Genomic DNA, 24574 nt, shown 5'->3' with positions numbered 1-24574 from the left:
TATAAAAGATGAAGTATTAAAACCTCATCTTTTTACTACTCTCGTTTTTATCAGGGATAAAATATCATAAATTTCAGAGTACCGAAATATTCTCCCTTGAGAAAGCATGTTCTTAAATTCTTCTACCGACACAAATTTCACATCGCTTACCTCTTCATTTTGAAGAACTATTTTGGATAAATCAATGTCAGCATATACAAAATAAATATCCCAGATCATGTTGCTGCTGCTTTGAAATATTCTTCTGACAAAATCCAAGTCCTTCTTTTCAAGAGCTATGCCCAATTCTTCTTTTACTTCTCTTACAGCCCCATTTGGCGCATCTTCTCCACTGACCATGCAGCCTGTGGTAAGCGTCCAAATATTAGGAAGAATTTTTTTATTGGCAGATCTTTTCTGAATCAATATTTCACATTTATGATTTATTATCCATATTTCGGCAGCGAGATGATATTCCCCTGTATTTAAAATGTCAGCGCGTTTTTTTATTAAACCTGTTTTACAACCTTTTTCATCATATATATCCCATAGTTCCATGTAAAATTCCACCTTTGTCTTAAATATGTTATTATTAAAGATAGATAATTTATAAAGGAGATGGTTTATTTGGACAAAAAATTGTCCCTGTCATCGTACATAGTAGTCGGTTCCATGTTATTCGGGCTTTTCTTCGGAGCAGGAAACCTCATATTCCCAGTACATATGGGGCAAGAAGCAGGTGCCAGCGTATATCCTGCAACAATTGGATTTTTAATAACGGCCATAGGTCTTCCATTTTTAGGTGTTGTTGCTATTGGTGTATCCAAAAGCAAGGGACTTTTTGATCTTGCAAGCAGAATTCACCCTATTTATGGATACATAATGACTATACTGCTGTATCTGACAATAGGTCCATTTTTCGCACTTCCAAGGACTGGAACAGTCTCATACGAAATTGGTATATCTCCTTTTATTCCAGGTCAGTACACCAATTTGGGACTTGCTATATTCACCATTGTATTTTTTCTTACAGCATTGTTTTTTTCTTTGAGGCCAAATGAAATTCTCACCTGGGTGGGAAAGGTCCTAAATCCTGTTTTTCTGGTATTTCTTGCTGTTTTAATAATAACGAGCATCATACATCCCATGGGAAGTATATCAGATGCAAAAGTCGTTGGAACATATGTCAGCGCCCCTTTTTTTAAAGGTTTCCTGGAAGGATACAACACCATGGACGCACTGGCTTCCCTTGCTTTTGGAATTATAGTCGTAAGAACCTTGAGAGAACTTGGGGTTAAAAGTCCCAGTGGAATTGCTGTTGGAACAATTAAATCGGGTATAATTACTATTTTATTAATGGGACTAATTTATGGATTTTTAGCATATATAGGTGCAACAAGTGTCGGAAAGTTCTCCATTTCTGAAAATGGTGGAATTGCACTGGCTCAAATTGCAAATTACTATTTCAGCTCCGGAGGCGGCATTCTGCTTGCAATAATTGTAACAGTAGCCTGTCTAAAGACTGCAATTGGACTTATAACAGCCTGTTCTGAAACATTTTGCGAGTTGTTTCCAAGAATTTTCAGCTACAGGGGCTATGTAGTTCTCTTTACAATATTAGCCTGTCTTATAGCTAATATCGGACTAACACAGATAATTCTGCTTTCAATTCCCGTATTAATGCTTCTATATCCATTAGCTATTGCATTGATCATACTTGGTTTGCTTTCTCAATTTTTCAAGAATCGCCAGTGCGTATACGCACTCACCACCTTGTTCACACTTTTAGCAAGCGTAGCCGACTGTATGAACGCCCTGCCGGCTGCAGTTAAAGCTTCCCCTTTTATACAGCATATTTTAAATTTCTACGGAACCTATATCCCATTTTTTAATCTTGGTATGGGATGGGTTGTACCTATGATTACAGGATTTATTCTTTCAGTTGTTATATCTTTTTTTATAAAACCCAGAGCAATACAAGTTTAACCACTTAACCTTATATAATAAGTCAACCACTTTGAAAACATTCAGGGTGGTTGACTTGTATTTGTAATGATTATTCAGCATTTAAAACCCGAAGTACTGTACCAACTATCTGATCAACAGATGGAAAACGCGAAGGATGTTCACCGTTTCCATTATTTACGAAGGTAAAGCCATCACCTTTGAGGGTCTTCACGTTGCGCTGTACACTTGGGCTGTTATACATCTTGTCGTTGATATGTGTAGCTATGATTTTAGGGCCACGCATCGACATAATAGTTGTCGACAGCAAATCATCCGCAATTCCGTTAGCTGCTTTTCCCAAAATATCTGCAGAAGCAGGTGCAATCAGGAGTAGATCCGTATCCTGCGAAAGGGACTTATGACCCTTCTCCCATGATTTAGGCAGATCAAATGCTTCAATTTCAATAGGATGATCAACACTTCTCTGCACCATAAGCGGAGTTACAAAGTTAGTAGAATTTCGAGTCATGACAGCATATACATCTGCATGAAGTTTTTTCAGTTCAGCAATTAAATCCAGAGCATGTATTGCCATGCTGCATCCAGTAATACCAACTACTATTTTTTTACCATCAAGCATATTCACACATCCTTTATATTATTTTTTGTGGTTTAGCATATTCTTCGTCAAAAGTCTCTACAGTCACATTTTTCATCCTTTGATCCTCACGTGGTTTATCATTGAAATCTCTTTTTTGTGATACTATTCTATCTATCTCCTCAATTCCATCTACAACTTTTCCAAAGGCAGCATACTGACCATCAAGATGAGGTGCATCATCCGTCATTATAAAAAACTGTGATCCGGCAGAATCAGGTACCATAGTCCTTGCCATGGATATCACTCCTCTTTCATGCTTCAGGTTGTTTTCAAAATTATTAGACGAAAATTCACCTTTAATTGAATATCCCGGTCCGCCGGTTCCAGTACCCTCCGGATCTCCTCCCTGAATCATGAAGCCCGGTATTACCCTGTGAAAAATTGTTCCATTATAAAATCCTCTTTCTATCAATGATATGAAATTATTTACTGTATTAGGTGCAATATCCGGATAAAGTTCTATTTTTATCACCTGTTCATTTTCCATTTCAATTGTAACTACAGGATTTTTCATTTGTTCTCCTTCTTTCTGTAAATATACTTATATAATAAATTTTATCACGGATGCTGTCAAAATACACGTAATAGTAATAAATTCATACTAAATTCTGAAATTCTTTATCATACTGTTTAATTTTTGTGACAACTGAATTTGATTTTGAGCCGACAACTTTACCTTTTCAGCAGCTCTCACATTTTCTTCAATATTCCTTTTTATCAATTCAGCACTTTCTGAAGATCTCTGTACGTCTCCCGACATACTCTGAACTGTTTCACTCACCTGTCCTACAGTAGCAGTTAACTCTTCGGACATTGAGGCTATCTCCTCAGACATCTTGCTGACAAAATCTGCATCCTCATAATATTTTTTACCCATATTCCCGAACATCTCGAATTGGGGATTGACTTTGTTATTCATAAAATTTAAAACCTCATTACCGCTTATGGAAAGATTGTTGAATGCCTGCTGTACTTTTTCAATAGTATCCTGAATTTTGGCAACAGAATCAGAGGACTGTTCTGCAAGATTTCTCACTTCTTCTGCAACAACAGCAAATCCCTTCCCATTCTCTCCTGCACGTGCTGATTCTATAGCCGCATTTAGGGCAAGTAAATTGGTCTGTTCAGCTATGTTTGCAATAGTATTGGCCATTACCTTGACATTTTCTACTACCTGTCCATCCTTAATTGACTGGACCATATTCTGTTTTTTCTCATTATATAACTTATCCGTAGTATCCAAAGCTCTTTTCCCTCTGTTCTGTACATCAATTGCTCTTTTTTGGAATGCGTTTGCATTATTATTTCCATCCACAGCTTTTTGCGACAGTTCATTTATGCTTGAATCAACTTCCTCAATTGATGCCGTTATTTCTTCGGTGGTGACATTGGTTCTTTGAATTACCTCGGAAACAATTTTAACCGAACTGCTCATATCATTTGTTTTTGACAAAAGATTCTCGGATATGGAAAACAATTCATCACTTGAACTGTTCATATTGTCTATATTGTTTGATATTACTTCAATAAACTGCGCCACGTTCTTTCTTGCTACATTAAGCCCTGAAGCTGTTATACCAAGTTCATCTTTTCTAGACAGATTTATAGATGAAGAAAAATCAAATTTTTCCAATTTACCCGCAAATTCTTCTATTTTTTTTAATGGATTGTTGACATCATTCGAGATAATGACTCCCAATAAAATCGATAAAATAAAACATATTAAAATTGTTGAAATTATATATACATAGGAATGTTTATACTGAAGAGTCCTATCTTCATAATTGCTTTGCGCCAGTTTCATGCTCAAATTTATGGCTTTATCAAGCGTGGATATCATTTGAGTTCTGGATTCCTCAGTTTTTATAAATTCACTTTTTGCTGCAGTATAATTACCTTGTTGGACAAATTCCAGAAACTCCTTTCTATAATTCGTCCAATTTTTCAAATACTGTTCAAACTGGGCAAATAACTTTTTATCATCATCAACAATGATAGTCGACTTGTATTCAGATATTAGTTTTTCATTTTTACTGGATAAACTGTTAATTTCCGAATTCATGTTCTTGACCATATTCCTCTGGGATTTATCCATGACAATAAGCATATCTCCCCTGATTGCCATCAAATTCGTCTTCAACTGCTGCAGGTCGTTGCTTCCTTTTAGATCTTTATTATATGTGATGTTCAAACTGGAATATATATCTTTCATCCTTGAAAGAGATGTAACACCAATTACACAAGTAAAAAGCGCTGTTATAATAAATCCCATCATTAATTTCTTTAGAATTTTTAAGTTTGAAAGCCATCTCATCATAAATTCCTCCTTGATATTTAGTTTCATAAATCATTTCAAATCGAAATTACTATTTATATCAAGTAATTATATAGAGACAACCTTAATACAAGCTTAATGTAAGCCCCACTCTAAGTAATAATCAACTTTTATGGAATTTGTAATATTATAATACTATTAAGGTATTTAGAAGGTGAAGGAGTATGGCAATAAGGCCGCAAATTTTACGTGCAGGAGATACAATCGGAATAGTTACTTTAGGAAGTCCATTATCTGCCGATATCATCAATGCTCGTATACAGACTCTTAGAAACATGGGCTTTAATATAGTATTAGGAAATTATGTATATTCTTATGATGGATACGTTGCAGCCACAGAACAACAGAGGGCCTCTGATCTGATGGAAATGTTCGAAAATCCTGATGTGAAGGCTATTATACCTTCAAGAGGTGGAGTAGGTGTTGCGGGTATTATACCGTATCTTGATTATCCTGTTATTACACAGAATCCTAAAATTATCACAGGGTACAGCGACATAACAATTTTATTAAATGTTTTGTATATATGGGCTAATTTAATTACTTTTCACAGCCTTCTTTTAATAGACTTTAAACCGACTGCCCCTGCATACAACATGAATCAGTTTTTCACTGCTACATCTACACTTACCTCGCCAAGGCAACTTGAAAATCCTCCCGGAATGCCATTAATAAGCAGGATTCCTGGAAATGTTACAGGCCCTATAGTTGGAGGCAACCTTACATCTTTTGCAGATAACCTCGGCACTCCATTTGAAGTTGATACCAGAGGGAAAATACTCTTAATCGAAGAAGTACACGAGCCCATTAATACAGTCTACAGGCATATAAACCGGCTAATATTGGCCGGCAAGCTCAGTGACTGTGCAGGTATCCTTATGGGAGAATGCACAAATTGTGATGATTCATACGGTAAGTCATATGAAGATTTAATTAATGATGTTATAATGCCGATGAACAAACCTCTTATGACAAACTTAGCATCTGGGCATGGCACATACAAGATGGCTATACCTATAGGCGCCGAAGCCAACCTTAATACTTATGAAAATACATTGACGATACTTGAGCCAACGGTGCGTATATGATTTATCCCAATTATCGTGCCGGGAATTTGCTACCCTGCAGGCAACTAAATATACTTTCCTATAAATCAAAGACCTCAATGCTGTTGATAAAATATACTTATCAACAGCATGAGGTCTTATTATTAAACTTTCTTACCTTTTACAAATCATCTATTTTTAATTAATATTTTATACATGGTCAATAGAATTGCTATCCACACAGGTACTACATATATGGATATTCTCGTACTCGGTAAAACAAATAGTAAAGCAACGATCAATAACAAGTATATAATAGCTGTATACGTAAGTACCGGATAAAATGGCATTTTAAATTTTACTTTTTGTCCTAAGGAACTCTTATATTTTCTGAATTTTAATTGTACTAAAAGTATAGTTATCCATGCAGTTATAATTGCTATAACTGTTACCGATGATATATAATTAAAAACTTTGAAGGGTAATAAATAATTTAAAAATATTGCAATCATAGCTATAGCTGTACTAAATAGAATTCCTACATATGGTATTCCTGATTTGCTGATTTTACGAAATATACCCGGAGCATTATTGTTCAAAGCCAAACTATAAAGCATTCTCCCTTCAACAAATAATGCACTGTTCATACCTGATAATGCAGCTGTCAAAACCACAAAATTAATAATTGATGCCGCTGCCGGAATTCCAACTTTATCGAAGACTAATACAAAAGGGCTTCCTTTAATTCCAATTTTACTCCATGAATAAAGGCTTAACATAACCAACATAGAGCCAACATAAAAAATAAGTATACGCCAAAATACATTATTGATTGCTTTGGGTATGGATTTTTCAGGATTTTCTGCTTCACCAGCAGTTATACCAATAAGTTCCACTCCACCAAACGCAAAAGTAACAAAGATGAATGACAATAAAAATCCTCTGATCCCATTAGGGAAAAAACCTCCATTCATCCATAAATTTGAAAATCCAATGGCATGTCCTTTATTTCCAAAGCCAAATACTATCATAAAAAGTCCAAAAATAATCATGCAAATAATACACACAACTTTAATGAGTGCCAGCCAAAATTCAAACTCACCATAAGCTTTCACTCCAATTATATTAATTAAAACTAAAACCAATAAAAATACTAGGGCGGAAATCCACCTCGGAAAATCCGGCAGCCAAAACTGTACATATATACCAACTGCCGTAAGCTCGGCCATTACAGTTGTAACACCTTGAAGCCAATAAGTCCATCCTGAAAAAAATCCAGCGAAATCCCCTAAATATTTAGTTGCATAAGCACTAAATGAACCTGAATTTGGATCATCTACAGAAAGCTCTCCCAATGCCCTCATAATTATAAAAACAAACAAACCGCCAGTCAAATATGCTAATATAATAGACGGGCCACCCATACTTATGGCATCTGCCGAGCCATAAAATAACCCTACTCCTATGGCTCCACCAATAGCAATCATCTGAATATGACGATTTTTTAAATTCCTCTTTAATTTATATCCTCCCATATCGACATCCCAATCTTATAATTTTTCTAGAAATATAAACCAACAATAACTTATTTTACAGTAAAATCATTTATTCATAAACTTTATTTATAAAAGTTAAAGCTTATCTACAAAAAACAAAAAGCCAAATCCTCCAAAGATACATTAGATACATTCAACATATCAAGTAGAATTTGACCTCTAGTTTTCTAGTCAATCAAAAATAAAAAAATCTTACAGAGAAACTATAAGACCAATTTTTTCAAAGTTTCTCATCTTCCAGGTTTAACCTGCTGGAATTAGCACCATTGAACAATATATTCAGGTTGCCGGGTATCATAGGGCCAGTCCCTCCACCTCTCTTGATAAGATTCATATTTGATTATTATTTACATGATACTTAATTTAAATATAACTGTCAAGAATGAATTTGCCTATTTGGGTAATTATTGTATTTTAGTTTGAAGCACAGCAAGTGCTGCAGCACCCATTACACCTGCATCCGTTCCAAGTTCTGCTTTCACAATTCTGCATGACTTTGCCATTGCAGCAAAGCATCTCCTATTTACTACCTGTTGTATTTTCTTCAGTACGATATTTCCCCCTTTTGAAACTCCCCCTCCAATAACTACCATTTCAGGATCAAAGCTGGTTATGACATTGGCTACGCATATTCCAAGATATTCAAGGCTTTCATTCAATATTTCACAAGCAATTTTATCTCCCTTTTTTGCTTCCTCAAACACCTCATAGGAAGTTACCTTATTGTGTTTCTTTAAAGCTGTATATTCCTTATTCAGAACAGCCTGTTCTCCTTTTTTCCCTATTGCAGTACCCGATGCGAGTGCTTCTGCACAGCCATAATTTCCACAATTACATCTGGGACCATTTTTCTCCAGCGTCATATGCCCGATTTCAAGGGCATTGCAGGTATTCCCCCTGTAAATTTGTCCATTAATTATCGCTCCGCCTCCAATTCCCGTGCTGACTGTAATAAAAATCATATTTTTTGTTCCCTTTCCTGCTCCAAACATGAATTCTCCAATGGCACCTACATTTGCATCATTGTCCAGGTATACTGGAATTCCAAATTTCTTCTTTATTGGATCCACCAATTTAAAATTTCTGAAAGGAAGATTTGGCGTCGTTATTATTATTCCATTTTTAGCATCCAACGGCCCGGGCGAACCAATTCCGATGGCCTCAATATCTTCAATGCTTTTATCGTCACTTGCTAAAACTTTTTCTATTACTTCTATTATCTTTTCCAGTACTTTTTCTTCTCCCCTGAATGCATCGGTAGGGACAGTATATTTATACAATATACTGCCACTTATATCTGAAAGTGCCCCACTTATTTTAGTTCCACCCAAGTCTATTCCTAAAACATATTTCTTATTCATGCAACCCTCACTCTTTCTTAATATTAATATTTTTATAAACTCACCTGTAAATGATATCCATTGGTACTATGGTAACATCAAAAAATATTTCAATCAACACTATATACTTTGTATTGAAGAACAGCGTAAATAGTGCTATACTTTTCAATATCCCCCTATATGGGATATTGAAGGAGGAGTTACAGATGACTAAAGATCATAAACATGAAAATACAAAAGCTGTTATAAATCGACTTTCAAGGACTATAGGGCACTTGCAGTCCGTAAAAAGAATGGTTGAAGACGGACGTGACTGCAGTGAAATCCTGATTCAGATTGCAGCCGTAAGAAATGCTATTAATAATACCGGTAAAATAATTCTTCAGGATCATATAAATCACTGTGTGGTAAAGGCAATAGAAGAAGATGATAAAAAAACTCTTGAAGATTTAAACAGAGCAATAGACCAATTTATGAAATAAGTACCATTGGAGTAATGAAAATGAATATAAATCAATACAATTCAATTTTATGTGCAATACTTTCTGCATTATTATATGCAATCAGTCTTCCTATATCAAAAATACTGCTGAAAGGAATAAATCCAACACTGATGTCCGCACTTCTTTATCTTGGTGCAGGAGTAGGTATGCTTCTATTCAACTTAATCAATTGCAGAAACGGCTCAAAAAGAGCAGAAAAAAGGCTTACAAAAAATGGCCTTCCTTTTATAATTGGAATGATTGTTCTAGACATAGCTGCCCCAATTCTTTTAATGGTTGGGTTAACTTTTACCACTTCTTCAGATGCTTCATTATTAAGCAATTTTGAAATTGCAGCTACCTCCCTGATTGCTTTTATTATCTTCAAAGAACATATCGGCAGAAGGCTGTTCCTGGCAATTGTACTTATAACAATTTCCTGCATTATTTTATCATTACAGGACTCTGCAAGTTTTTCCCTTTCCATTGGTTCCCTGTTCATTATATCTGGATGTATCTGCTGGGGATTCGAAAACAACTGTACCAAAATGCTGTCGGTAAAAGATCCTATAGAAATAGTGGTCATAAAAGGTATTGGGGCAAGTGCAGGTTCTTTTCTGATTGTTGCTGTCTTCAGCTTGTACGCCACCAGCTTTTTGTATATCCTGGCTGCAGTTATACTTGGCTTTTTTTCATACGGATTAAGTATATTCTTCTATATTTACGCACAAAGATATCTTGGTGCTGCAAGAACAAGTGCGTATTATGCACTCTCTCCTTTCATTGGGGCAGGACTTTCTTTTATTATTTTAAAGGAAAAGCCAACTGTGTATTTCATTTTTGCATTTATAGTTATGGCTGCAGGAACTTATCTGTTGTCAACGGATACCAATTAGACATTATAAAAGAAGCCCGTACAAAAGTACAGGTCTCAAATTTATCTTAACAAATTCTATCCACATTATATCCTTCATCGTTCAATGCCTTCACTATGGATTCTATGTGTTCATATCCATTGGTTTCAACTGTTACCTCCAGTACAACATGCTTCAACCTGTCTACTGCCTTGAACTGATTGTGATCAAGTTTTATTACATTTGCCCTCTTTTCTGCCAGTATCTGAGCTATCCTAAGAAGCTGTCCGGGAGTATCCTTGAGTTTAACTGAAAAACAGAATATTCTGCCTCTTGAAAATAATCCATTATTTAAAAGGGATGCTATTGTAACTACATCTATATTCCCGCCGCTTATCAGTGAAACCACCTTTTTGCCTTTAAATTTCAATCTTTTCAATGCTGCCAGCGACATAGCCCCTGTTGCTTCTGATATGAGCTTGTGCTTTTCAAGAACAACAAACACAGCTTCCATAAGCTCCTGATCACTTACCGTAACAATTTCATCTACATAATTTTTTACTACCTCGAATGTAAGATCTCCCGGTTGTTTTACTGCTGCACCATCCGCAATTGTATCCACTTCATCCGCATAGGTAAGCTTTCCCGTTTCAAATGAAATTTTCATAGGATCTGCACCTTCTGCCTGAACCCCTATTATCTTTATATTTGGATTAATGGACTTGGCAGCAACTGATATTCCACTTATCAGTCCACCTCCACCTATTGGCACCAATATTGCGTCCACATCACTTAATTCATCTATTATTTCAAGTGCTATGGTTCCCTGTCCTGCCATTACATCTACATCGTTAAAAGGATGAACAAAAGTATAGCCGTTTTCTCTTTCAAGCCTCTTTGCCTCTTCATATGCTTCATCATAAACTTTCCCTTTAAGTACTATATCCGCCCCATAATTTCTAGTGGATTGAACTTTTATAAAAGGTGTTGTCTCAGGCATTACAATAGTAGCCTTGATTCCAAGTCTCTTCGCTGAATATGCCACTCCCTGGGCATGATTTCCTGCCGAAGAAGCTATAAGCCCCCTGGATTTCTGTTCATCGCTTAATTTACTTACTTTATTTGAAGCCCCTCTCAACTTGAATGCTCCGGTAATCTGGAGATTCTCCGGTTTTATGTACACCTCATTACCGCTTTCCCTGCTGAATTCCGGACTGTATATCAAATTTGTCCTTATACATATGTCCTTTATTCTTTCTCTAGCTTCCAATACATCATTTAATGTCAAATCTACCTTCATAACTTTAAAGCCACCCTTTCCATCTAGTTTAATATAAATAAAAAAATCCTTCATTCTTACAAACATAATTTATATATTCATAAGGACGAAAGATTATATTTCCGTGGTACCACCTTATTTGCAGCTGTTACACCAACTGCCTCTCATTTCAGGTCATCCGTAAACCCTAACCATATATCGCTGGTATACGTCCTCGTTTACTCGGTAAAAGCCTTTCTACTCGGAAGCTCCGGAGTGATTAACGGATATTATCATCAACGTCAGCTCACACCACCCGCTGACTCTCTTAAGTCGATACATTAAATATCTTCCTCTCCATCACAACTTGTACTATATACAATATGAGGTTAAGTATATTATTTTTTTTTGAAGTTGTCAACTTGTTTTTTTGGCAATTTAGCTGTTATGATAAATCCTGTTTCAAAATATCTCTATAAATATTTTTCAATGCAATAAAATATCCTCCGATAAAGTATCCTTCATCATGTAAATTTACATGCCTAACTTTAAGTGTTGCTGGTATACTAATAGTATTGTACTTAAATATTATTTCAAGTAAATCATCTTTTTCAAATTTAACTTCTGATAAAAAACCTATTCCCGAAATAGATGTATCTACCCCAATAACTTGACAGTTACAATTCTGTCCATTTATATTCATAATTTTAAAACTGTCATTATATTTGTATCTTGAATTAATTCTCCTATCTTTTTTGATTATCTGTTTTCTATTCATTAAGTAGCTGTAATCATCATTTAACATAATAAAGCCTCCTTCTGTTATAGCACTTCTTCTATAAATACAGTATTTTCCACGCCAAGATCAACATCCCTTGGTTCACTCAAGGGCCTGTTTACCCGATTGAAGTACACGCGTACAACAGGTCTAGGTCCCAAATTTTTTCTGACATTGACAACTACCCCAACTTCTTTCGTAGTCAGTCTCACGAGAGACCCAAGGGGATATACCGCCAGATTATTGGTAAAAGCATTTACCACATCAATATCAAACAAATATCCTCCGCTTCCATAGAGATATTCAATGGCCTGATAAGGCTGATACTTTTCAAACACAATCAATTTGTCATATTCATCACATACGGCAATAATTCTGGAACCTATAGGTATGTCGGAATTTGAAAGCTTTTCAGGAAAACCTGAACCATTCCACCTTTCCTGATGATAAAGAATATTTGTAGTAATACTCATGGGAAGATTTTTTTCATTTGCAAAATGATAACCATATGCAGGGTGCTGTTCCCATAACAATTTCTGCTTTGAGTCCATATCAGGTACGTTAATTAAAAAAGGCATTTCACACAATCCTATATCATGCAGCAGTGCAGCAACACCTATATTGTACATCTGTTTCCTTTCAAGTCCCATTGAACCGGATACCAGAAGTGCCAGGGCGCATGTATGTATACTGTGTCTGAACAGGTACTTGTTATTCAATATTTTCATTTCAATACAAAAATCCAGGATATCATCATCTTTCACTATATTTTCTACAATTTCCCTTGCTGTTTCTGATACTGTAACCATATTATCGGATTTATTTGCCTCCAACTTATCAGGAGCGTGTTTCTTTATTTCGGATTTAATGTTGTATTCCAGCTCCCTTGCCATAATTTCAAATGGTGTCACAAATAATGTATATCTGTCCACCACTTTTACGGTACCTATATCATTTTGTTTGAGAAGCCTGATCATTTTGCCGGAAAGCGTAGTCCCTCCAACCAGCAGCAGCTTGCCAGTCTCTTTAGAATAAACAGAATCGCCTAGAATCATGCCTTTTCTCAGTTCATGTATATAAATTTCATCCAATTTGAGCACCCCAATCTAAATATATATTTTATCTATCTTCTCATAAACATTATAAACAAAATAAAGGAAACCGCCATAAGCACAAAGCTTGCATAGTATATTTTTCTCAAAATTATACTTATTTCTCCCTCTCCATTTCCATCCGTCATAAATCCAGAAGTCACACCATTTAAAATCAAATCGTCCCTTTGATTTTTACCCTCTATGGACATATTCCATAGAGGTGTGGGAGATTCAATATAATTTACAAGTACATTTTCTTTTTGAGGATTATCTATTTTGAAATTTCTTTTCATTGAATCAATTCTCCTGTAATCCATATCTTTTTTAGGCAGATCCCGGGTAAAAAATTCATTATAGTTATTTCCCTCATACATTATAAGATTATCTACACAAATCAGCTGCGAATAATCCAGAATACCATAATTTTTCATTGCTATATATCCATCCCCAGCTTCATTCTTCCTGCAGAGTATGTGAAACTGCATATATTCCGCATCCTTTGGTGCAGTCAAAATCTGTTCATAGCTATTCCAGCTGCTTTTAAAATTTTCTTCAACATCATCTATGTATTTTACAGATATAATATTGGAATTTTCATCAAAGAAGGTTATTTTCATATGCCTGTTCTTAATATTTTTTGATATCAGATCAGCGCGTAATAAATATTGTCCCTGTTCTCTCACCGGCATTTTTTTAGAAGCATAATCCTTCCAGTCCTGTGATTTTCCCTTCTTAAAATTAATATACAATGTATTATCATTCATTTCCGAATTACTTGTTTCCATATGATCAAATTGATGAATATCTGTAAGTTCACTTAGAAATGGAACCTTGCTGTCAAATACTATCTCTATTTTATATTTCCCTTTCTCAAGGTACACATTGCTTACACCAACCTGATTATAATAGTCCATCTCTCCATCCACCTTTTTAAGTACCTGCCTGAAACTGTCATCGGCACCATCCTTGTCTATCACATATGTCTCATCTCCACTATTTTTATTAAAAGCACTGCTGTTCAGAACTTTTGAAATAATCTTATTATTATCCAGGTTTTGTATTGTCAATTTGATATGTCCATTATTGCCTTTATAAGCACTTGCATTTAAGGCAAATGAATAACTGCCGCTTTTGAGTACATCAAATTTTCTCTCCAGTACCCCATTTTGTGAACTGATACCCTTACCCAAACTGAGCTTTGGAAACACCCTGTCACTTTGTATGTTGCCAGTGTAGGTAAAATCATTTTCCGCTTCAAAAAAGCAGAAGATGTTGCTTTTATTTACAGCAGCCTTGACCTTTTTCAGCATACTGTTATATTCGTCTTCGGACACCAGAGAAAATACATTGACGGCATTAAATCCACTCTCATTTTGAACAATAATTTCATTGCTTCCGGAATTAAAGTGAAATTTTCCAAGGTTGATCCACTGAAACTGATTCATACTTTTGTCATATGTATCAGCTTCCACTGACTTGCCGCCAATGGTTACCTTCAATTTTCCGCCACGTGACGATACGAAGGCACGCATATATACATCTCTATCAGCGCTTTCCCTGAAATTTTTATCTATGGTAAATGTATTTGGGCCCTTGTATTCTTCAAGATCGTCTATGTTGATATTGTGAATATCCAGCTGTGCTTTCTTCTTTGAATTTTTATAACTCAAAAGCTCCAAACGCATATATCTGGTTTTAGGAGGAGATACAAATGCTGCACGGAAATCCATGGCTTTAAAGTTTGAGCTTTCAGATGGTCTGGCAATATAATTGCTGTTTAATTCCTTCATGTTTTTATCATAAAATTTAACCTTGAAATGCATCTTGTTGACTCCAGTACCCGAAGCTAAGATTCTAAATCTATATGGATTGTTCTCTTTTGCATCAAGAATACCCAATTTAGCTACCTCCCATATGTTATCGGATTCACCCTGTGCAATTTCTCCGTGAACTACAGGATAACTACCTGCTTTGCTTGCAGGACTGGCTGTAATTTTAAAGTTTTCCGGATTGTCTGCAACAAAAAATTTTTTTTCGTCGATTACCTTCTTAAAATCACTTATAGGTTTTCCTTTCACAGTATCCACCTTGTTGGCCGGAACCTCCAGTTTATTGGAAGCAAAAGTAAACACCACTCCTGAATTATAGTCAAAATCAAACGGAAAATTATCAATACCTTGAGATTCCAAGAACCAAAGCCAATCATTATTCTGCGGCATGGTTTTCGCCCAGTTCAAAAAGGCATTGGCACTGTCTACAAAATCAAAAGGCAGCAAATAATCGTCTTTCGACAGATTGGACAATAAAAGGTCATTTACACTTGAAGCTTCAATATAATCACCCTTATTCAAGGTTTCTATATAGGATTTTCTGTCAATAGATGAAAATATAACTCCATAGTCGTTAAAATTGAAATTGGGCATATTGAGATAACTCTCAAGCCTGCTCAGCCCATAGGGTGTATAAATTTTTTTGGGAACATTGTATAAATATCCTATACTGTCCTTGATCTCATAGAGTGTTGAGATTTTATTTTCATATTTTTTTTGCAGACCACTTTGTAAATCCAGGATATACTTGTTAAACTTCTGTCTTATTTCCTGTCCGAGATATTCACTGTTATACACGAATTCATTCACTCCAAACGCACTGACAAGCTGACCTATATTATGTGATTTCCCGAAGTCCATCAAATACTGCAAAAAATTCATATAATACTTTATATTTACGGAGTTGCCTTCATATTGAAAAATGGTATTCTTTTGTGATGAATACATATGTATATCCCCTGTCGCCTTAAGCATGCCATCTTTTTCACCATTTACATTCCAATAGGGGGTGGCAATCCCACTTTCAGGCTGAATCATATCCTCCGAGGTAGGAAGATATAAAACCTTGCTCGTATAGGAATTCTTATCTTCAAGTTTATTTTGTAAATCCGAATATTCTTTTGGTTCCTTGACCGGTGAATAGAAGCCCTTTATATAATGAACATAATATGGATTTATCCATATCATGATGCACACGATAACTCCTGCAACTACAGAGAAGTTTAAAGCTGTTGCCAAAGATTTATCCTTGAAATTTGATATAATCAGCTGCAGTCCAAAATTCAGGATCACACAAAACCCCATTAGCATGAGTCCATCCAATTTATTGGGATCTCTGAAAATAGAACCTATTACAGGCAGGTCAGTCATGAATATAAATATTTGGGAAAAAGCATCTATATTCATACCTGTGGACAATATCAGGCAGACAATTGACGCCATAATGAAGAATAATATTATATTGTTCCTGTATCCTTTAAACAGGGCTGTAAATAAAATTACTGCAATAACTGTTCCCCCACCTAGATAAAAACTTTTGGGAATACTTTTAAGATCAAACATCGGCCACCAGTAGGATATCAAATAGATTATATTTTGAATGGAACTGTGCCTTCCAAACATAAAATAAGTATCCACCACATTGACATTGTGCTGGGTTACCTGTGCCTTCAACAGTATGCTGAAAACATACATGGAAAGCCAGTAGGCATTGGTGAGTATAAAAAATAACCCGAATAGAAGTATTTTATATATTAAATTTACGATTATATTTTTATAGTTGTATTCCCTTTTGGACAAATAGGCTGCAAACAGCTTTACCAATATCAAAAAAAGCAGGCAGAATAAAAATATTACCCCATAAAAAAAATAATGTATGGCAGCGGCACTAAATAAAAAGACACTGCTCAGCATAAATAAATCATATATATTTCTTCTGTAAAGTTTTGGATTGTTTACATCATAGTCTTCAATTAAATATTTTTGAAAATTTGGATCAAAGGCATTAAAAAAACTTAAAAATACAAGGGGAAAAAGTCCGTAGCCGCACAACAGATATATATGCTGAATTCTGACTATGACCCATGGATTTAAAGTATAAAGAAAAGCTCCAGCTATTAATGCAAACGACTCAATAAAGTTGAATTCTTTGGCAAAGTATACCCTCATAAGCCTTCTGGTAAAAAAGTACATTGAAAATCCGGAGCTCAAAATTATCACAGTCAAAAAACTTTTTATAAATACTTCCCCGCTGTAGTCAAATACCATGGACAATATGTAAAAGGGCAGTATATAAACTAGTCTGGGGACATTCAGAAGTGTAGCAGAACTCCACCTTTCATTCCATGCTCCAAAAATTTCATTTAAATATCTACTGGAGGAAAACCCAAAATCTATATCACTGAAAACAATCTGCCCGCTGGCATAAATTGGTTTTAACCACAGTAGTACAAGTACGGTCAATAGTGACAAGCAGAAAAAATCATTTTTGTATTTTTTTATTTTATGTAAATTTTTTATAAACATCAGCTTCATATATTTCTTTTTACCTTTATTTTTATAAGTTCAATTATGCCTACAATTGTAAGCAGCAGATACATATTTAAGACACCCAGTGTAAGTAATGGATGTTTCAAATATTGTTTTAAATTACTTTTTGTATACAGTACAGTTCTAAAAAAATACCATCTTTGAAGGGTTTTCCTCAATCCTTTTTCCTCCTGTTGAATGGTCTTGTCCATCACCGAAAAATAGTATCTTTTCTTCATCAATATATTTTTTAACATCACAAACTTTTCATCATGATATACCCTTGTGAATACGGCTCTCTTGACTTTTCCTCCCCTTTCCATGTATCTTATGGTAGGCTGTATTTCCTCAAATGAAACTTCATCTGCATTAATTCCCCCTGACAAGTTGAATGCTTCAATTCTCCAAAATCTGGCGGCTTCTATGGAATTCCTTCCGACTTCCTCTCCTGAATTGTTTATTATGTTTCTCTCAAAAACCTTGACCTTTGAATAAAAATTTTTATAATTTGAAAATCCATACTCCGGTATTATCAAGGCTCCAACACTTCTGTTTCTGCTAAAATAATCCATACAATTCTTGATCAGATTTTTTTCCAATATCATGTCAGAATCAATAATATATATATACTGACTTCTTATTTTCTTCGCCAATTCTATGGCTGTATTCCTTGCAATACCTCTTTCGCCATGGGTCAGGGAAATAATCTGCATATTATCCTGTTTATTTTTTATATCCCGCAGTATTTCCAGTGTCCCATCTGTAGATCCATCATCTGCCACTATCACGTTCAATCCTTCATAATCCTGTATAAAACAGCTGTCAAGGCATTTTCTTATATATTCTTCATTGTTGTACGTTGACAGCACTATAGATACTTTCTCCAACATACTTATTCAGCACTCCTTATAGAGGATATAAACTCATCAAAGCTTTCGGAAGTGTTGTCCCATTTAAATTCAAGTGAAAAATCGTAGGCATTTTTTCGAATCAGATCATACTGTTTTTTATCTTCTACAACTTTTTTCATCTTTTGAAATAAATTTTCCTCATTGTTTTCACTGCACAGATAGCCTGCTTTTCCAAAATCAACAGCATCTATGAGCCCAGGAGAATTATAAACTATGCTTGGTGTACCAACTGCCGCTGCTTCTGTAATTGTAAGGCCCCATCCTTCTCTTCTCGATGGAAAGACAAGAGCATTCATCTGGCTCATAAGTTTCAATTTTTCATTCTGCGGCAAAAATCCATAAAATCTAACATTACCATCCTGTCCTCTATCATCGTAAGATAAATTTTCCTCATTTAATATTGGTATGAGAACTTCATTTACATACTTCGTGTCCTTTTTTCCTATAATCCACAATTTGCTGTCCGGATACTCTCTTTTAATCATTGAATAGGCTCTTATGGTATCATCTATTCCCTTGTAGCTTGAAAAACGACCTACATATCCAAAAACAGGATATGACTTCTTCGGATAAAAATCTTTTTTCAACCAATGCTTGAATCCAATACCTTCCGGCAAAATAAATACCCTATTTTTATTAAATCCAACATTGAAGAGATCATTTCTAGTAGAACTGGATACTGTAATCGTGTAATCATCTTTGTTCATTTTCAAAAAAAGTGTTTCAGTCAGATATCCAAATATATTTATAGGGAAGCTTGTATTTTTAAACCATATGTCTTTCGTCAATTGATGTATAAAAAATATTCTCTTACTGCTTTCGACCCATGCAAATGTAAAAAATCTGTGCGTATTGCACTGATCAACTACATAGTCTATACTCTCATGACAAGTTTTATAAAATTTTCTGGCAAAACTTATTACGGAAATTATATTTCCACACCGTAAATACGTTATATTGTCGATAATCTCAATTGATTTTGCATTTTCAAAAATTGGTGAGAAGTGAATTATTCTATAGCTATTAAAATTTAATCTTTTCAGCATTTCATGTGTAAATATCTCCGCTCCTCCACTTTTTGGCGCTTTTATATCTCTCCATGATAAAAATAGGATTGTTATTTTATTGGATTTATCTAGTTTATAGTCAATCATTTAAATAGAACTCCTTTTTAGCAAACAAATTTCTCAGCATATCTACTGCCACGAACAGAAGCAATATACCATAAAAAACAATCTCTACATATAAAATCATATAAATATCCTTATGAAAAGCTGCAATACCAAAAATAAAGGCAATTGATGAAATAAATAATATTATTAAATAAAAGGATCTGTCAATTACTATATTTATATTTATAATCATAAACACAAAATTCAATAATATGTAGGATATTATTCCTAAAAATAAATAGTTTTTTGCGGAACTGTATTCATGTGTAAAAAATATTTCTATTGTAGCGGGCATAATAAATTTATATACTATCAATGCGAGAAAACTTACAGCCAGCATCACGACAAACAATATAAAAATGCACTTTTTAAAACCTTTTTTATTTCTGGATCTTTCACTCAGCAGAGGTAAAAAAACAGTATATATGCTGTTGGAGGCAAATGTGAGCAATTGATTATACTTTAGTACTATCGCATATACCCCTGAGCTCTGAGGCAGATAATAATTCACAATTATCATATCCACGGAGGTAAAAAAATTAAAGAAAAAGTTTGCTGTATATATATTGGATAATTGTCCTATGATATTTTTGCTAATGCCTCCGGTAAAAACATTTTTGTTAAATATTAAATACTGTCTGTTCATGTAAATTCCGTGAATCAATGCAATAATCATGCCAATTAGTATTGATACCAGAATGGTATTTATGGTTGGACAATATACAAACAGTGTAGCTATTGCTGCTATCTTGAATCCCATCTCTATATAAAAGCTTATATTTAAAAGGAAAAAGCTTTTTCTTCCCTGAAAAATACCTCTAAAAATGCTCAATAGAATATTTATGCCAAATATAAAAATCAGTAAAAGCATGGTACCGTTGTACTGTATTGCCTCTATTAAATTTGGAATAAAAATGAGTACAATTGATGCAAAGAACACAAAAAACAATATGGCACATTTTATAATGTAAAATATCCTGAACTCTTCCATTCCATTCTTTGAAACATATTTTGCCACATACGTCTGAAATGAAATTCCTACAACTAAAAGTATAGTTAAAACAGATAAGATGGAATTAAGCATACCGTAATCCTTGGGCAGCAAATACCAGCTTATAAATATATGGAAAAAATAATTTGCACCATTTAAGCTTATATCCAGTATAGGAAATATTATTATATCAATTTTTTCTTTACGACTAATCATATTAGTTTATGGATTTTAAATATTCTGCATGTTTGAGAATATCTTTTAATATAGTTTTATAATTATCGGTAAGTTTTAACGGTTTTGTAAGATATCTATATACTTCACACTTGTTGATGGCATCTATAATACAAGCAGAATTATAGCATCCTGACAATGCCACACGGCAAATTTTAGGATACTTCTCCTTGGCAATCTTAAGCAGCTGCAGGCCATTTATTTCAGGCATCAGAATATCCGTTATTATAACATCCACTTCAGTTTCCTCAAGTATTTTCAGAGCATCCCTTGCATTATTGACATATATTTTGTTGTATTCCTCGTCTTTCAGCATTCGATCCAAAATGCGCAAAACAAATTTTGTATCATCAACAAACAGTATGGTATTTTTATACATATAGCACCCTCCTTGCCAATATTCATTTACATTTCAATTTTATATCCTTGTCCAACTTTTTTATTTTATGTAAATTCTTAATAAATGTTATAGAATCCTTTACTATATTTACATGTGATCCCTGCCTATCCGTGCATTTTACGGATAATTGCAGAACTCTGAAATTAAGCCTTTTAGCTATGTACATCATTTCAAGGTCAATGGCCAGCTGCATATTTCTATGTAAATATGGAAGAATATACTTGGCACAATCCCAGCTGATGACTTTCAATCCCGTCTGCGAATCAGTTATACCTTTAGGTAAAAAAGATTTTGTAATTATTCTCTTAAAGAAACTGACAAATTTTCTGGTGATTTTTCTATCCTTGGCTGCATCCTTGCTTCCAACTACAATATCAAAATATCCAAGATTGATGATATTGATCATTTTAGCAATATCATCAATTTCAAAGGAATTATCCGAATCAACAAAAATCAGTAAACTTGCCCTTATATTATTTAAGGCTTCTATGTATGTTCCTGCTTTTCTTGTATTATAGCTTAATTTATAATAAGATATGCTTGCCATGTCATCCACCCATTCGACACTATCCGAATAATGCTCTATCAATTCGTCTATCATCTTTTCAGTGCCATCCGTACTTCCATCATTCAGAAAGAAGATACTTGCATTTGGCATACCATTTTTCAATAAAATCTTAAGCTTTACTATAAAATCATATATATGCTTGAATCTTTTTTCTTCATTATAAACAGGAATTACAATTGCTATACTCGATGTCTTTACAACATAGGAAGGATTTATTATATTTTGTATATTATCAATTAGTTCATATGGATATTTTTCCTTCCACCTTATCAATCTAATTTGCCCTGATCCATCTATTGATCTTATATATTCAAGTTCTGTCATCAGTTGAGTTTCCGGATCAACTATTATTAGAATCGGAATCCAGCTTGAACCCAATCTACACATATTGCTTACAGAAACACATTCTTTAAAATTCAAAACATTTACTACAAGAAGAGAGTACTGAGATTCTTTCATAAATTGAAATTTACTCAGATTTACTATATCCAGCTTATAAAAAGTAACTATTTTGCTGAAAGGTATCTTTCTGCTTTCATCGGTTACTATTAATATTCTTCCATCCATAGAATTAACTCCCCAATTATTATATTCTGTGTCCATTTCATATTTTGAACTTCTTAACTGTCTCATTGAGTTTTTGTGCCATTTCTGTCTGTTCCTGTGCTGTGATTGCAGCTTGTTCTATTGATCTGATGTTTTTATCCATATCACTTTTTATTATCTCTGCATTTCCCGAAGAGCTCTGTAGATTTACTGCCATAACTTGAACTGCCTTACTTACCTCACTTATGGTATCAGTAAGCTGATCAGAAAATACTGCTATCTCACGTGACATCTTGCTTGTATAATCTGAATCATTGTAGAATTCATTTCCCATATTCTGAAAATTCATAAATTGGGGATTTATATCGTCATTTATAAAATTTAATACCTGCTCTGCATTATGAGAAATCTTTTCAAATGCTTTTCTTACGTCCACAATAGTGTTCTGAATTCCTGATACTGCTTGCGATGACTGTTCTGCAAGCTTCCCTACCTCTTCAGCAACTACCGCAAAACCTTTCCCGCTTTCTCCTGCCCTTGCAGCTTCAATCGCCGCATTGAGAGAAAGCAAATTTATCTTCTCCGCTATATTCGCAATAGTATCTGCCATTATTACTATATTTTCGACTATCTTACCCTCTTGAATTGCGTTTATTATCCCCTGCTCCTTTTCCTTATATATGCTTTCAATATTCTTCGTAGATAATTTAACTTTCACATTTATATTTTCAGCACTTTTTCTAAACTTGTCTGCAACATCATTTCCCTCATCTGCCTTGCTTGAAAGTTCATTTATATTTGCATCAATTTCTTCTATAGAGGCACTTATCTCTTCAGACACTGCCCCCGATTCCTGAACAGAATTGACTATGTTTCTTAAAGCACCACCCATATTCTGTGTCTTAATGGATATTTCCCCAATAGCTTTAGAAAATTTTTCACTGTCCACACTCATTTTCTGTGAATTATCAAATATATTTTTGACTAGTCCCGTCAGTTCCTCCCTCATGATTTTGAAAGAATTTGCAAGCTGACCTATTTCATCTTCCCTTTTCAGCAAATAATCAAAACTATTATCTTGAGTAAGATCGAAATCTGAAATCCTGTTCACATCTTTTGCTAAAGACAATATCGGATTTCCTATTCTCTTCCCAAAATACATTGAAACACACACTGCAAATACCAGTGAAATAGCTATTACAAGTATCAGCCATAAAAGTAACTTTCTAAGTGGTTTTTTTAGTTCATTTTCCGGTACCGACAATCCAACAGTCCAGCCACAGGAAGGTATCTTTGAAGTTGTAAAATATTTATTTACTCCATCATAATCTTCCAGCAAAATCATATTGCCTTTCATTATTGCTGAAAATCGTCCGTCCATGACCTTGTTTATATTCTGTGAAGACTTTTCAGTAGGTTTAAAATTTTTATTTGGATGTACCATAAAATTATTCTGACTGTCCAAAAGGAAAGCATAGCTGTTGTTTATCGGTTTTGCCTTGTTTATAATGTTTACAATAGTATCAATTTTTACGTCTGAACTCACAACTCCAATTACCTTGTCATTCTTTATTAGAGGCCTCGATATGGATATGACCATTTTTTTAGTTAGGGCATCAACATAAGGCTCCGAATACGTAAGACCTTTTTTTTGCAAAGCATCTTTATACCATATTCTTTGAGTACAATTAAAACTACTGTCAGGAATCCATCCTGATCCATCAATATATCTTTTATCCTGGAATCCCATATATACTGCCAGAGAATATGGATTTGACTTGGTTTTCAATGTCAAATACCTCAATAGTCCTTTATTATCTGAAGTATCCATCTGTTCTATGGCATCACCTATTTCATCTACTATTTTACCCTGGCCTTCAATCCAGCCATTAATAGTTTCTCCATACTTGTCTGATTGTGCCGAAATTTTACTTTTTGATTCTGAAATTATAGAATTATAGAATATAAAATAACTTACTGCAGAAGCTAATATCAAACTTAGTATGCATGTAATGGAACTCACTAATATTATTTTGTTTTTAATAGTTTTCAAAATCCAATGCC

The 24574-nt window shown here is 34.3% G+C and carries 20 protein-coding genes, 1 riboswitch and 1 other annotated feature; of the genes, 4 read left to right on the top strand and 16 right to left on the bottom strand.

All coding sequences use genetic code 11. The annotated features are described in order from the left end of the window. Positions 1–24: 24 nt before the first annotated feature. The gene (locus LKE46_RS04380) at positions 25–537 is read right to left on the bottom strand and encodes an NUDIX hydrolase (protein WP_291718799.1); all 513 of its coding nucleotides are present in this window, start codon (positions 535–537) and stop codon (positions 25–27) included. A gap of 69 nt (positions 538–606) precedes the next feature. On the opposite strand from LKE46_RS04380, the gene brnQ reads away from it, so the two are divergent. Then, the gene (gene brnQ, locus LKE46_RS04375) at positions 607–1965 is read left to right on the top strand and encodes a branched-chain amino acid transport system II carrier protein (RefSeq protein ID WP_291718797.1); all 1359 of its coding nucleotides are present in this window, start codon (positions 607–609) and stop codon (positions 1963–1965) included. Positions 1966–2035: 70 nt separating this feature from the next. Here the strand turns inward: brnQ and LKE46_RS04370 are convergent, their stop codons facing one another. From LKE46_RS04370 to LKE46_RS04360, 3 genes are all read right to left on the bottom strand, one after another. After that, positions 2036–2566: a flavoprotein gene (locus tag LKE46_RS04370; protein ID WP_291718795.1), complete on the bottom strand. Its 531-nt coding sequence runs from the start codon at positions 2564–2566 to the stop codon at positions 2036–2038. Positions 2567–2579: 13 nt separating this feature from the next. Then, on the bottom strand, positions 2580–3101 hold the full coding sequence (locus tag LKE46_RS04365) for a peptidylprolyl isomerase (RefSeq protein WP_291718793.1): 522 nt from the start codon (positions 3099–3101) through the stop codon (positions 2580–2582). 87 nt (positions 3102–3188) lie between these two features. After that, positions 3189–4904, bottom strand: coding sequence for a methyl-accepting chemotaxis protein (locus LKE46_RS04360; RefSeq protein ID WP_291718791.1), 1716 nt, complete (start codon positions 4902–4904; stop codon positions 3189–3191). 182 nt (positions 4905–5086) lie between these two features. Here LKE46_RS04360 and LKE46_RS04355 point away from each other — a divergent pair, with 182 nt between their 5' ends. Then, positions 5087–6010, top strand: coding sequence for a S66 peptidase family protein (locus LKE46_RS04355; protein ID WP_291718789.1), 924 nt, complete (start codon positions 5087–5089; stop codon positions 6008–6010). A gap of 146 nt (positions 6011–6156) precedes the next feature. Here LKE46_RS04355 and LKE46_RS04350 read toward each other — a convergent pair whose 3' ends face one another. Together LKE46_RS04350 and LKE46_RS04345 are read right to left on the bottom strand one after the other, a co-directional pair. Then, a complete protein-coding gene (locus LKE46_RS04350; RefSeq protein ID WP_291718787.1) occupies positions 6157–7503 on the bottom strand; it encodes an amino acid permease in 1347 nt (448 codons plus the stop codon). Positions 7504–7751: 248 nt separating this feature from the next. Then, a riboswitch (SAM riboswitch) is annotated at positions 7752–7854 on the bottom strand. A gap of 74 nt (positions 7855–7928) precedes the next feature. After that, on the bottom strand, positions 7929–8885 hold the full coding sequence (locus LKE46_RS04345; RefSeq protein ID WP_291718785.1) for an ROK family protein: 957 nt from the start codon (positions 8883–8885) through the stop codon (positions 7929–7931). Between the two features lie 185 nt (positions 8886–9070). On the opposite strand from LKE46_RS04345, the gene LKE46_RS04340 reads away from it, so the two are divergent. Both LKE46_RS04340 and LKE46_RS04335 read left to right on the top strand, forming a co-directional pair. Further along, on the top strand, positions 9071–9346 hold the full coding sequence (locus LKE46_RS04340; protein ID WP_291718782.1) for a metal-sensing transcriptional repressor: 276 nt from the start codon (positions 9071–9073) through the stop codon (positions 9344–9346). Positions 9347–9366: 20 nt separating this feature from the next. After that, positions 9367–10242: a DMT family transporter gene (locus LKE46_RS04335; protein ID WP_291718781.1), complete on the top strand. Its 876-nt coding sequence runs from the start codon at positions 9367–9369 to the stop codon at positions 10240–10242. Between the two features lie 46 nt (positions 10243–10288). On the opposite strand, the gene ilvA is transcribed toward LKE46_RS04335, so the two are convergent. The 10 genes from ilvA to LKE46_RS04285 form a co-directional block, all read right to left on the bottom strand. Beyond that, positions 10289–11500 (bottom strand): threonine ammonia-lyase, encoded by a 1212-nt coding sequence (gene ilvA, locus LKE46_RS04330; RefSeq protein ID WP_291718778.1) that lies wholly within the window; start codon positions 11498–11500, stop codon positions 10289–10291. 78 nt (positions 11501–11578) lie between these two features. Continuing rightward, positions 11579–11831, bottom strand: a binding site (T-box leader). A gap of 72 nt (positions 11832–11903) precedes the next feature. After that, positions 11904–12263, bottom strand: a complete 360-nt coding sequence (locus LKE46_RS04325; protein ID WP_291718776.1) for a PilZ domain-containing protein — start codon at positions 12261–12263, stop codon at positions 11904–11906. A gap of 17 nt (positions 12264–12280) precedes the next feature. Then, positions 12281–13336, bottom strand: coding sequence for an HD-GYP domain-containing protein (locus LKE46_RS04320; RefSeq protein ID WP_291718773.1), 1056 nt, complete (start codon positions 13334–13336; stop codon positions 12281–12283). 23 nt (positions 13337–13359) lie between these two features. Continuing rightward, on the bottom strand, positions 13360–17694 hold the full coding sequence (locus LKE46_RS04315; RefSeq protein ID WP_291718771.1) for a hypothetical protein: 4335 nt from the start codon (positions 17692–17694) through the stop codon (positions 13360–13362). Next, entirely contained in the window at positions 17691–18578 is an 888-nt protein-coding gene (locus LKE46_RS04310) for a glycosyltransferase family 2 protein (protein ID WP_291718769.1), read from the bottom strand. Before LKE46_RS04310 ends, LKE46_RS04315 begins: the two co-directional genes overlap by 4 nt. Before the next feature lie 2 nt (positions 18579–18580). Next, on the bottom strand, positions 18581–19753 hold the full coding sequence (locus LKE46_RS04305; protein WP_291718767.1) for a glycosyltransferase family 4 protein: 1173 nt from the start codon (positions 19751–19753) through the stop codon (positions 18581–18583). Then, positions 19746–20978 (bottom strand): lipopolysaccharide biosynthesis protein, encoded by a 1233-nt coding sequence (locus LKE46_RS04300; protein ID WP_291718765.1) that lies wholly within the window; start codon positions 20976–20978, stop codon positions 19746–19748. Before LKE46_RS04300 ends, LKE46_RS04305 begins: the two co-directional genes overlap by 8 nt. A gap of 1 nt (position 20979) precedes the next feature. After that, the gene (locus LKE46_RS04295; RefSeq protein WP_291718763.1) at positions 20980–21375 is read right to left on the bottom strand and encodes a response regulator; all 396 of its coding nucleotides are present in this window, start codon (positions 21373–21375) and stop codon (positions 20980–20982) included. Positions 21376–21397: 22 nt separating this feature from the next. Next, entirely contained in the window at positions 21398–22531 is a 1134-nt protein-coding gene (locus tag LKE46_RS04290; RefSeq protein WP_291718761.1) for a glycosyltransferase, read from the bottom strand. A 37-nt stretch (positions 22532–22568) separates the two neighbouring features. Then, a complete protein-coding gene (locus LKE46_RS04285; protein WP_291718759.1) occupies positions 22569–24563 on the bottom strand; it encodes a methyl-accepting chemotaxis protein in 1995 nt (664 codons plus the stop codon). Between the last annotated feature and the right edge of the window lie 11 nt (positions 24564–24574).

Source organism: Clostridium sp. (genome assembly GCF_022482905.1).
Classification (GTDB): Bacteria; Bacillota; Clostridia; order Clostridiales; family Clostridiaceae; genus Clostridium_B.
Note: the sequence above shows the minus strand (reverse complement) of the source record. Positions and strands in the feature narration are given on the sequence as shown.

Coding starts and splice junctions, on each gene's coding strand:
- LKE46_RS04380 (WP_291718799.1), bottom strand. CDS start 537: ATGGAACTATGGGATATATATGATGAAAAAGGTTGTAAAACAGGTTTA.
- LKE46_RS04370 (WP_291718795.1), bottom strand. CDS start 2,566: ATGCTTGATGGTAAAAAAATAGTAGTTGGTATTACTGGATGCAGCATG.
- LKE46_RS04365 (WP_291718793.1), bottom strand. CDS start 3,101: ATGAAAAATCCTGTAGTTACAATTGAAATGGAAAATGAACAGGTGATA.
- LKE46_RS04360 (WP_291718791.1), bottom strand. CDS start 4,904: ATGATGAGATGGCTTTCAAACTTAAAAATTCTAAAGAAATTAATGATG.
- LKE46_RS04355 (WP_291718789.1), top strand. CDS start 5,087: ATGGCAATAAGGCCGCAAATTTTACGTGCAGGAGATACAATCGGAATA.
- LKE46_RS04350 (WP_291718787.1), bottom strand. CDS start 7,503: ATGGGAGGATATAAATTAAAGAGGAATTTAAAAAATCGTCATATTCAG.
- LKE46_RS04345 (WP_291718785.1), bottom strand. CDS start 8,885: ATGAATAAGAAATATGTTTTAGGAATAGACTTGGGTGGAACTAAAATA.
- LKE46_RS04340 (WP_291718782.1), top strand. CDS start 9,071: ATGACTAAAGATCATAAACATGAAAATACAAAAGCTGTTATAAATCGA.
- LKE46_RS04335 (WP_291718781.1), top strand. CDS start 9,367: ATGAATATAAATCAATACAATTCAATTTTATGTGCAATACTTTCTGCA.
- ilvA (WP_291718778.1), bottom strand. CDS start 11,500: ATGAAGGTAGATTTGACATTAAATGATGTATTGGAAGCTAGAGAAAGA.
- LKE46_RS04325 (WP_291718776.1), bottom strand. CDS start 12,263: ATGTTAAATGATGATTACAGCTACTTAATGAATAGAAAACAGATAATC.
- LKE46_RS04315 (WP_291718771.1), bottom strand. CDS start 17,694: ATGAAGCTGATGTTTATAAAAAATTTACATAAAATAAAAAAATACAAA.
- LKE46_RS04310 (WP_291718769.1), bottom strand. CDS start 18,578: ATGTTGGAGAAAGTATCTATAGTGCTGTCAACGTACAACAATGAAGAA.
- LKE46_RS04305 (WP_291718767.1), bottom strand. CDS start 19,753: ATGATTGACTATAAACTAGATAAATCCAATAAAATAACAATCCTATTT.
- LKE46_RS04300 (WP_291718765.1), bottom strand. CDS start 20,978: ATGATTAGTCGTAAAGAAAAAATTGATATAATAATATTTCCTATACTG.
- LKE46_RS04295 (WP_291718763.1), bottom strand. CDS start 21,375: ATGTATAAAAATACCATACTGTTTGTTGATGATACAAAATTTGTTTTG.
- LKE46_RS04290 (WP_291718761.1), bottom strand. CDS start 22,531: ATGGATGGAAGAATATTAATAGTAACCGATGAAAGCAGAAAGATACCT.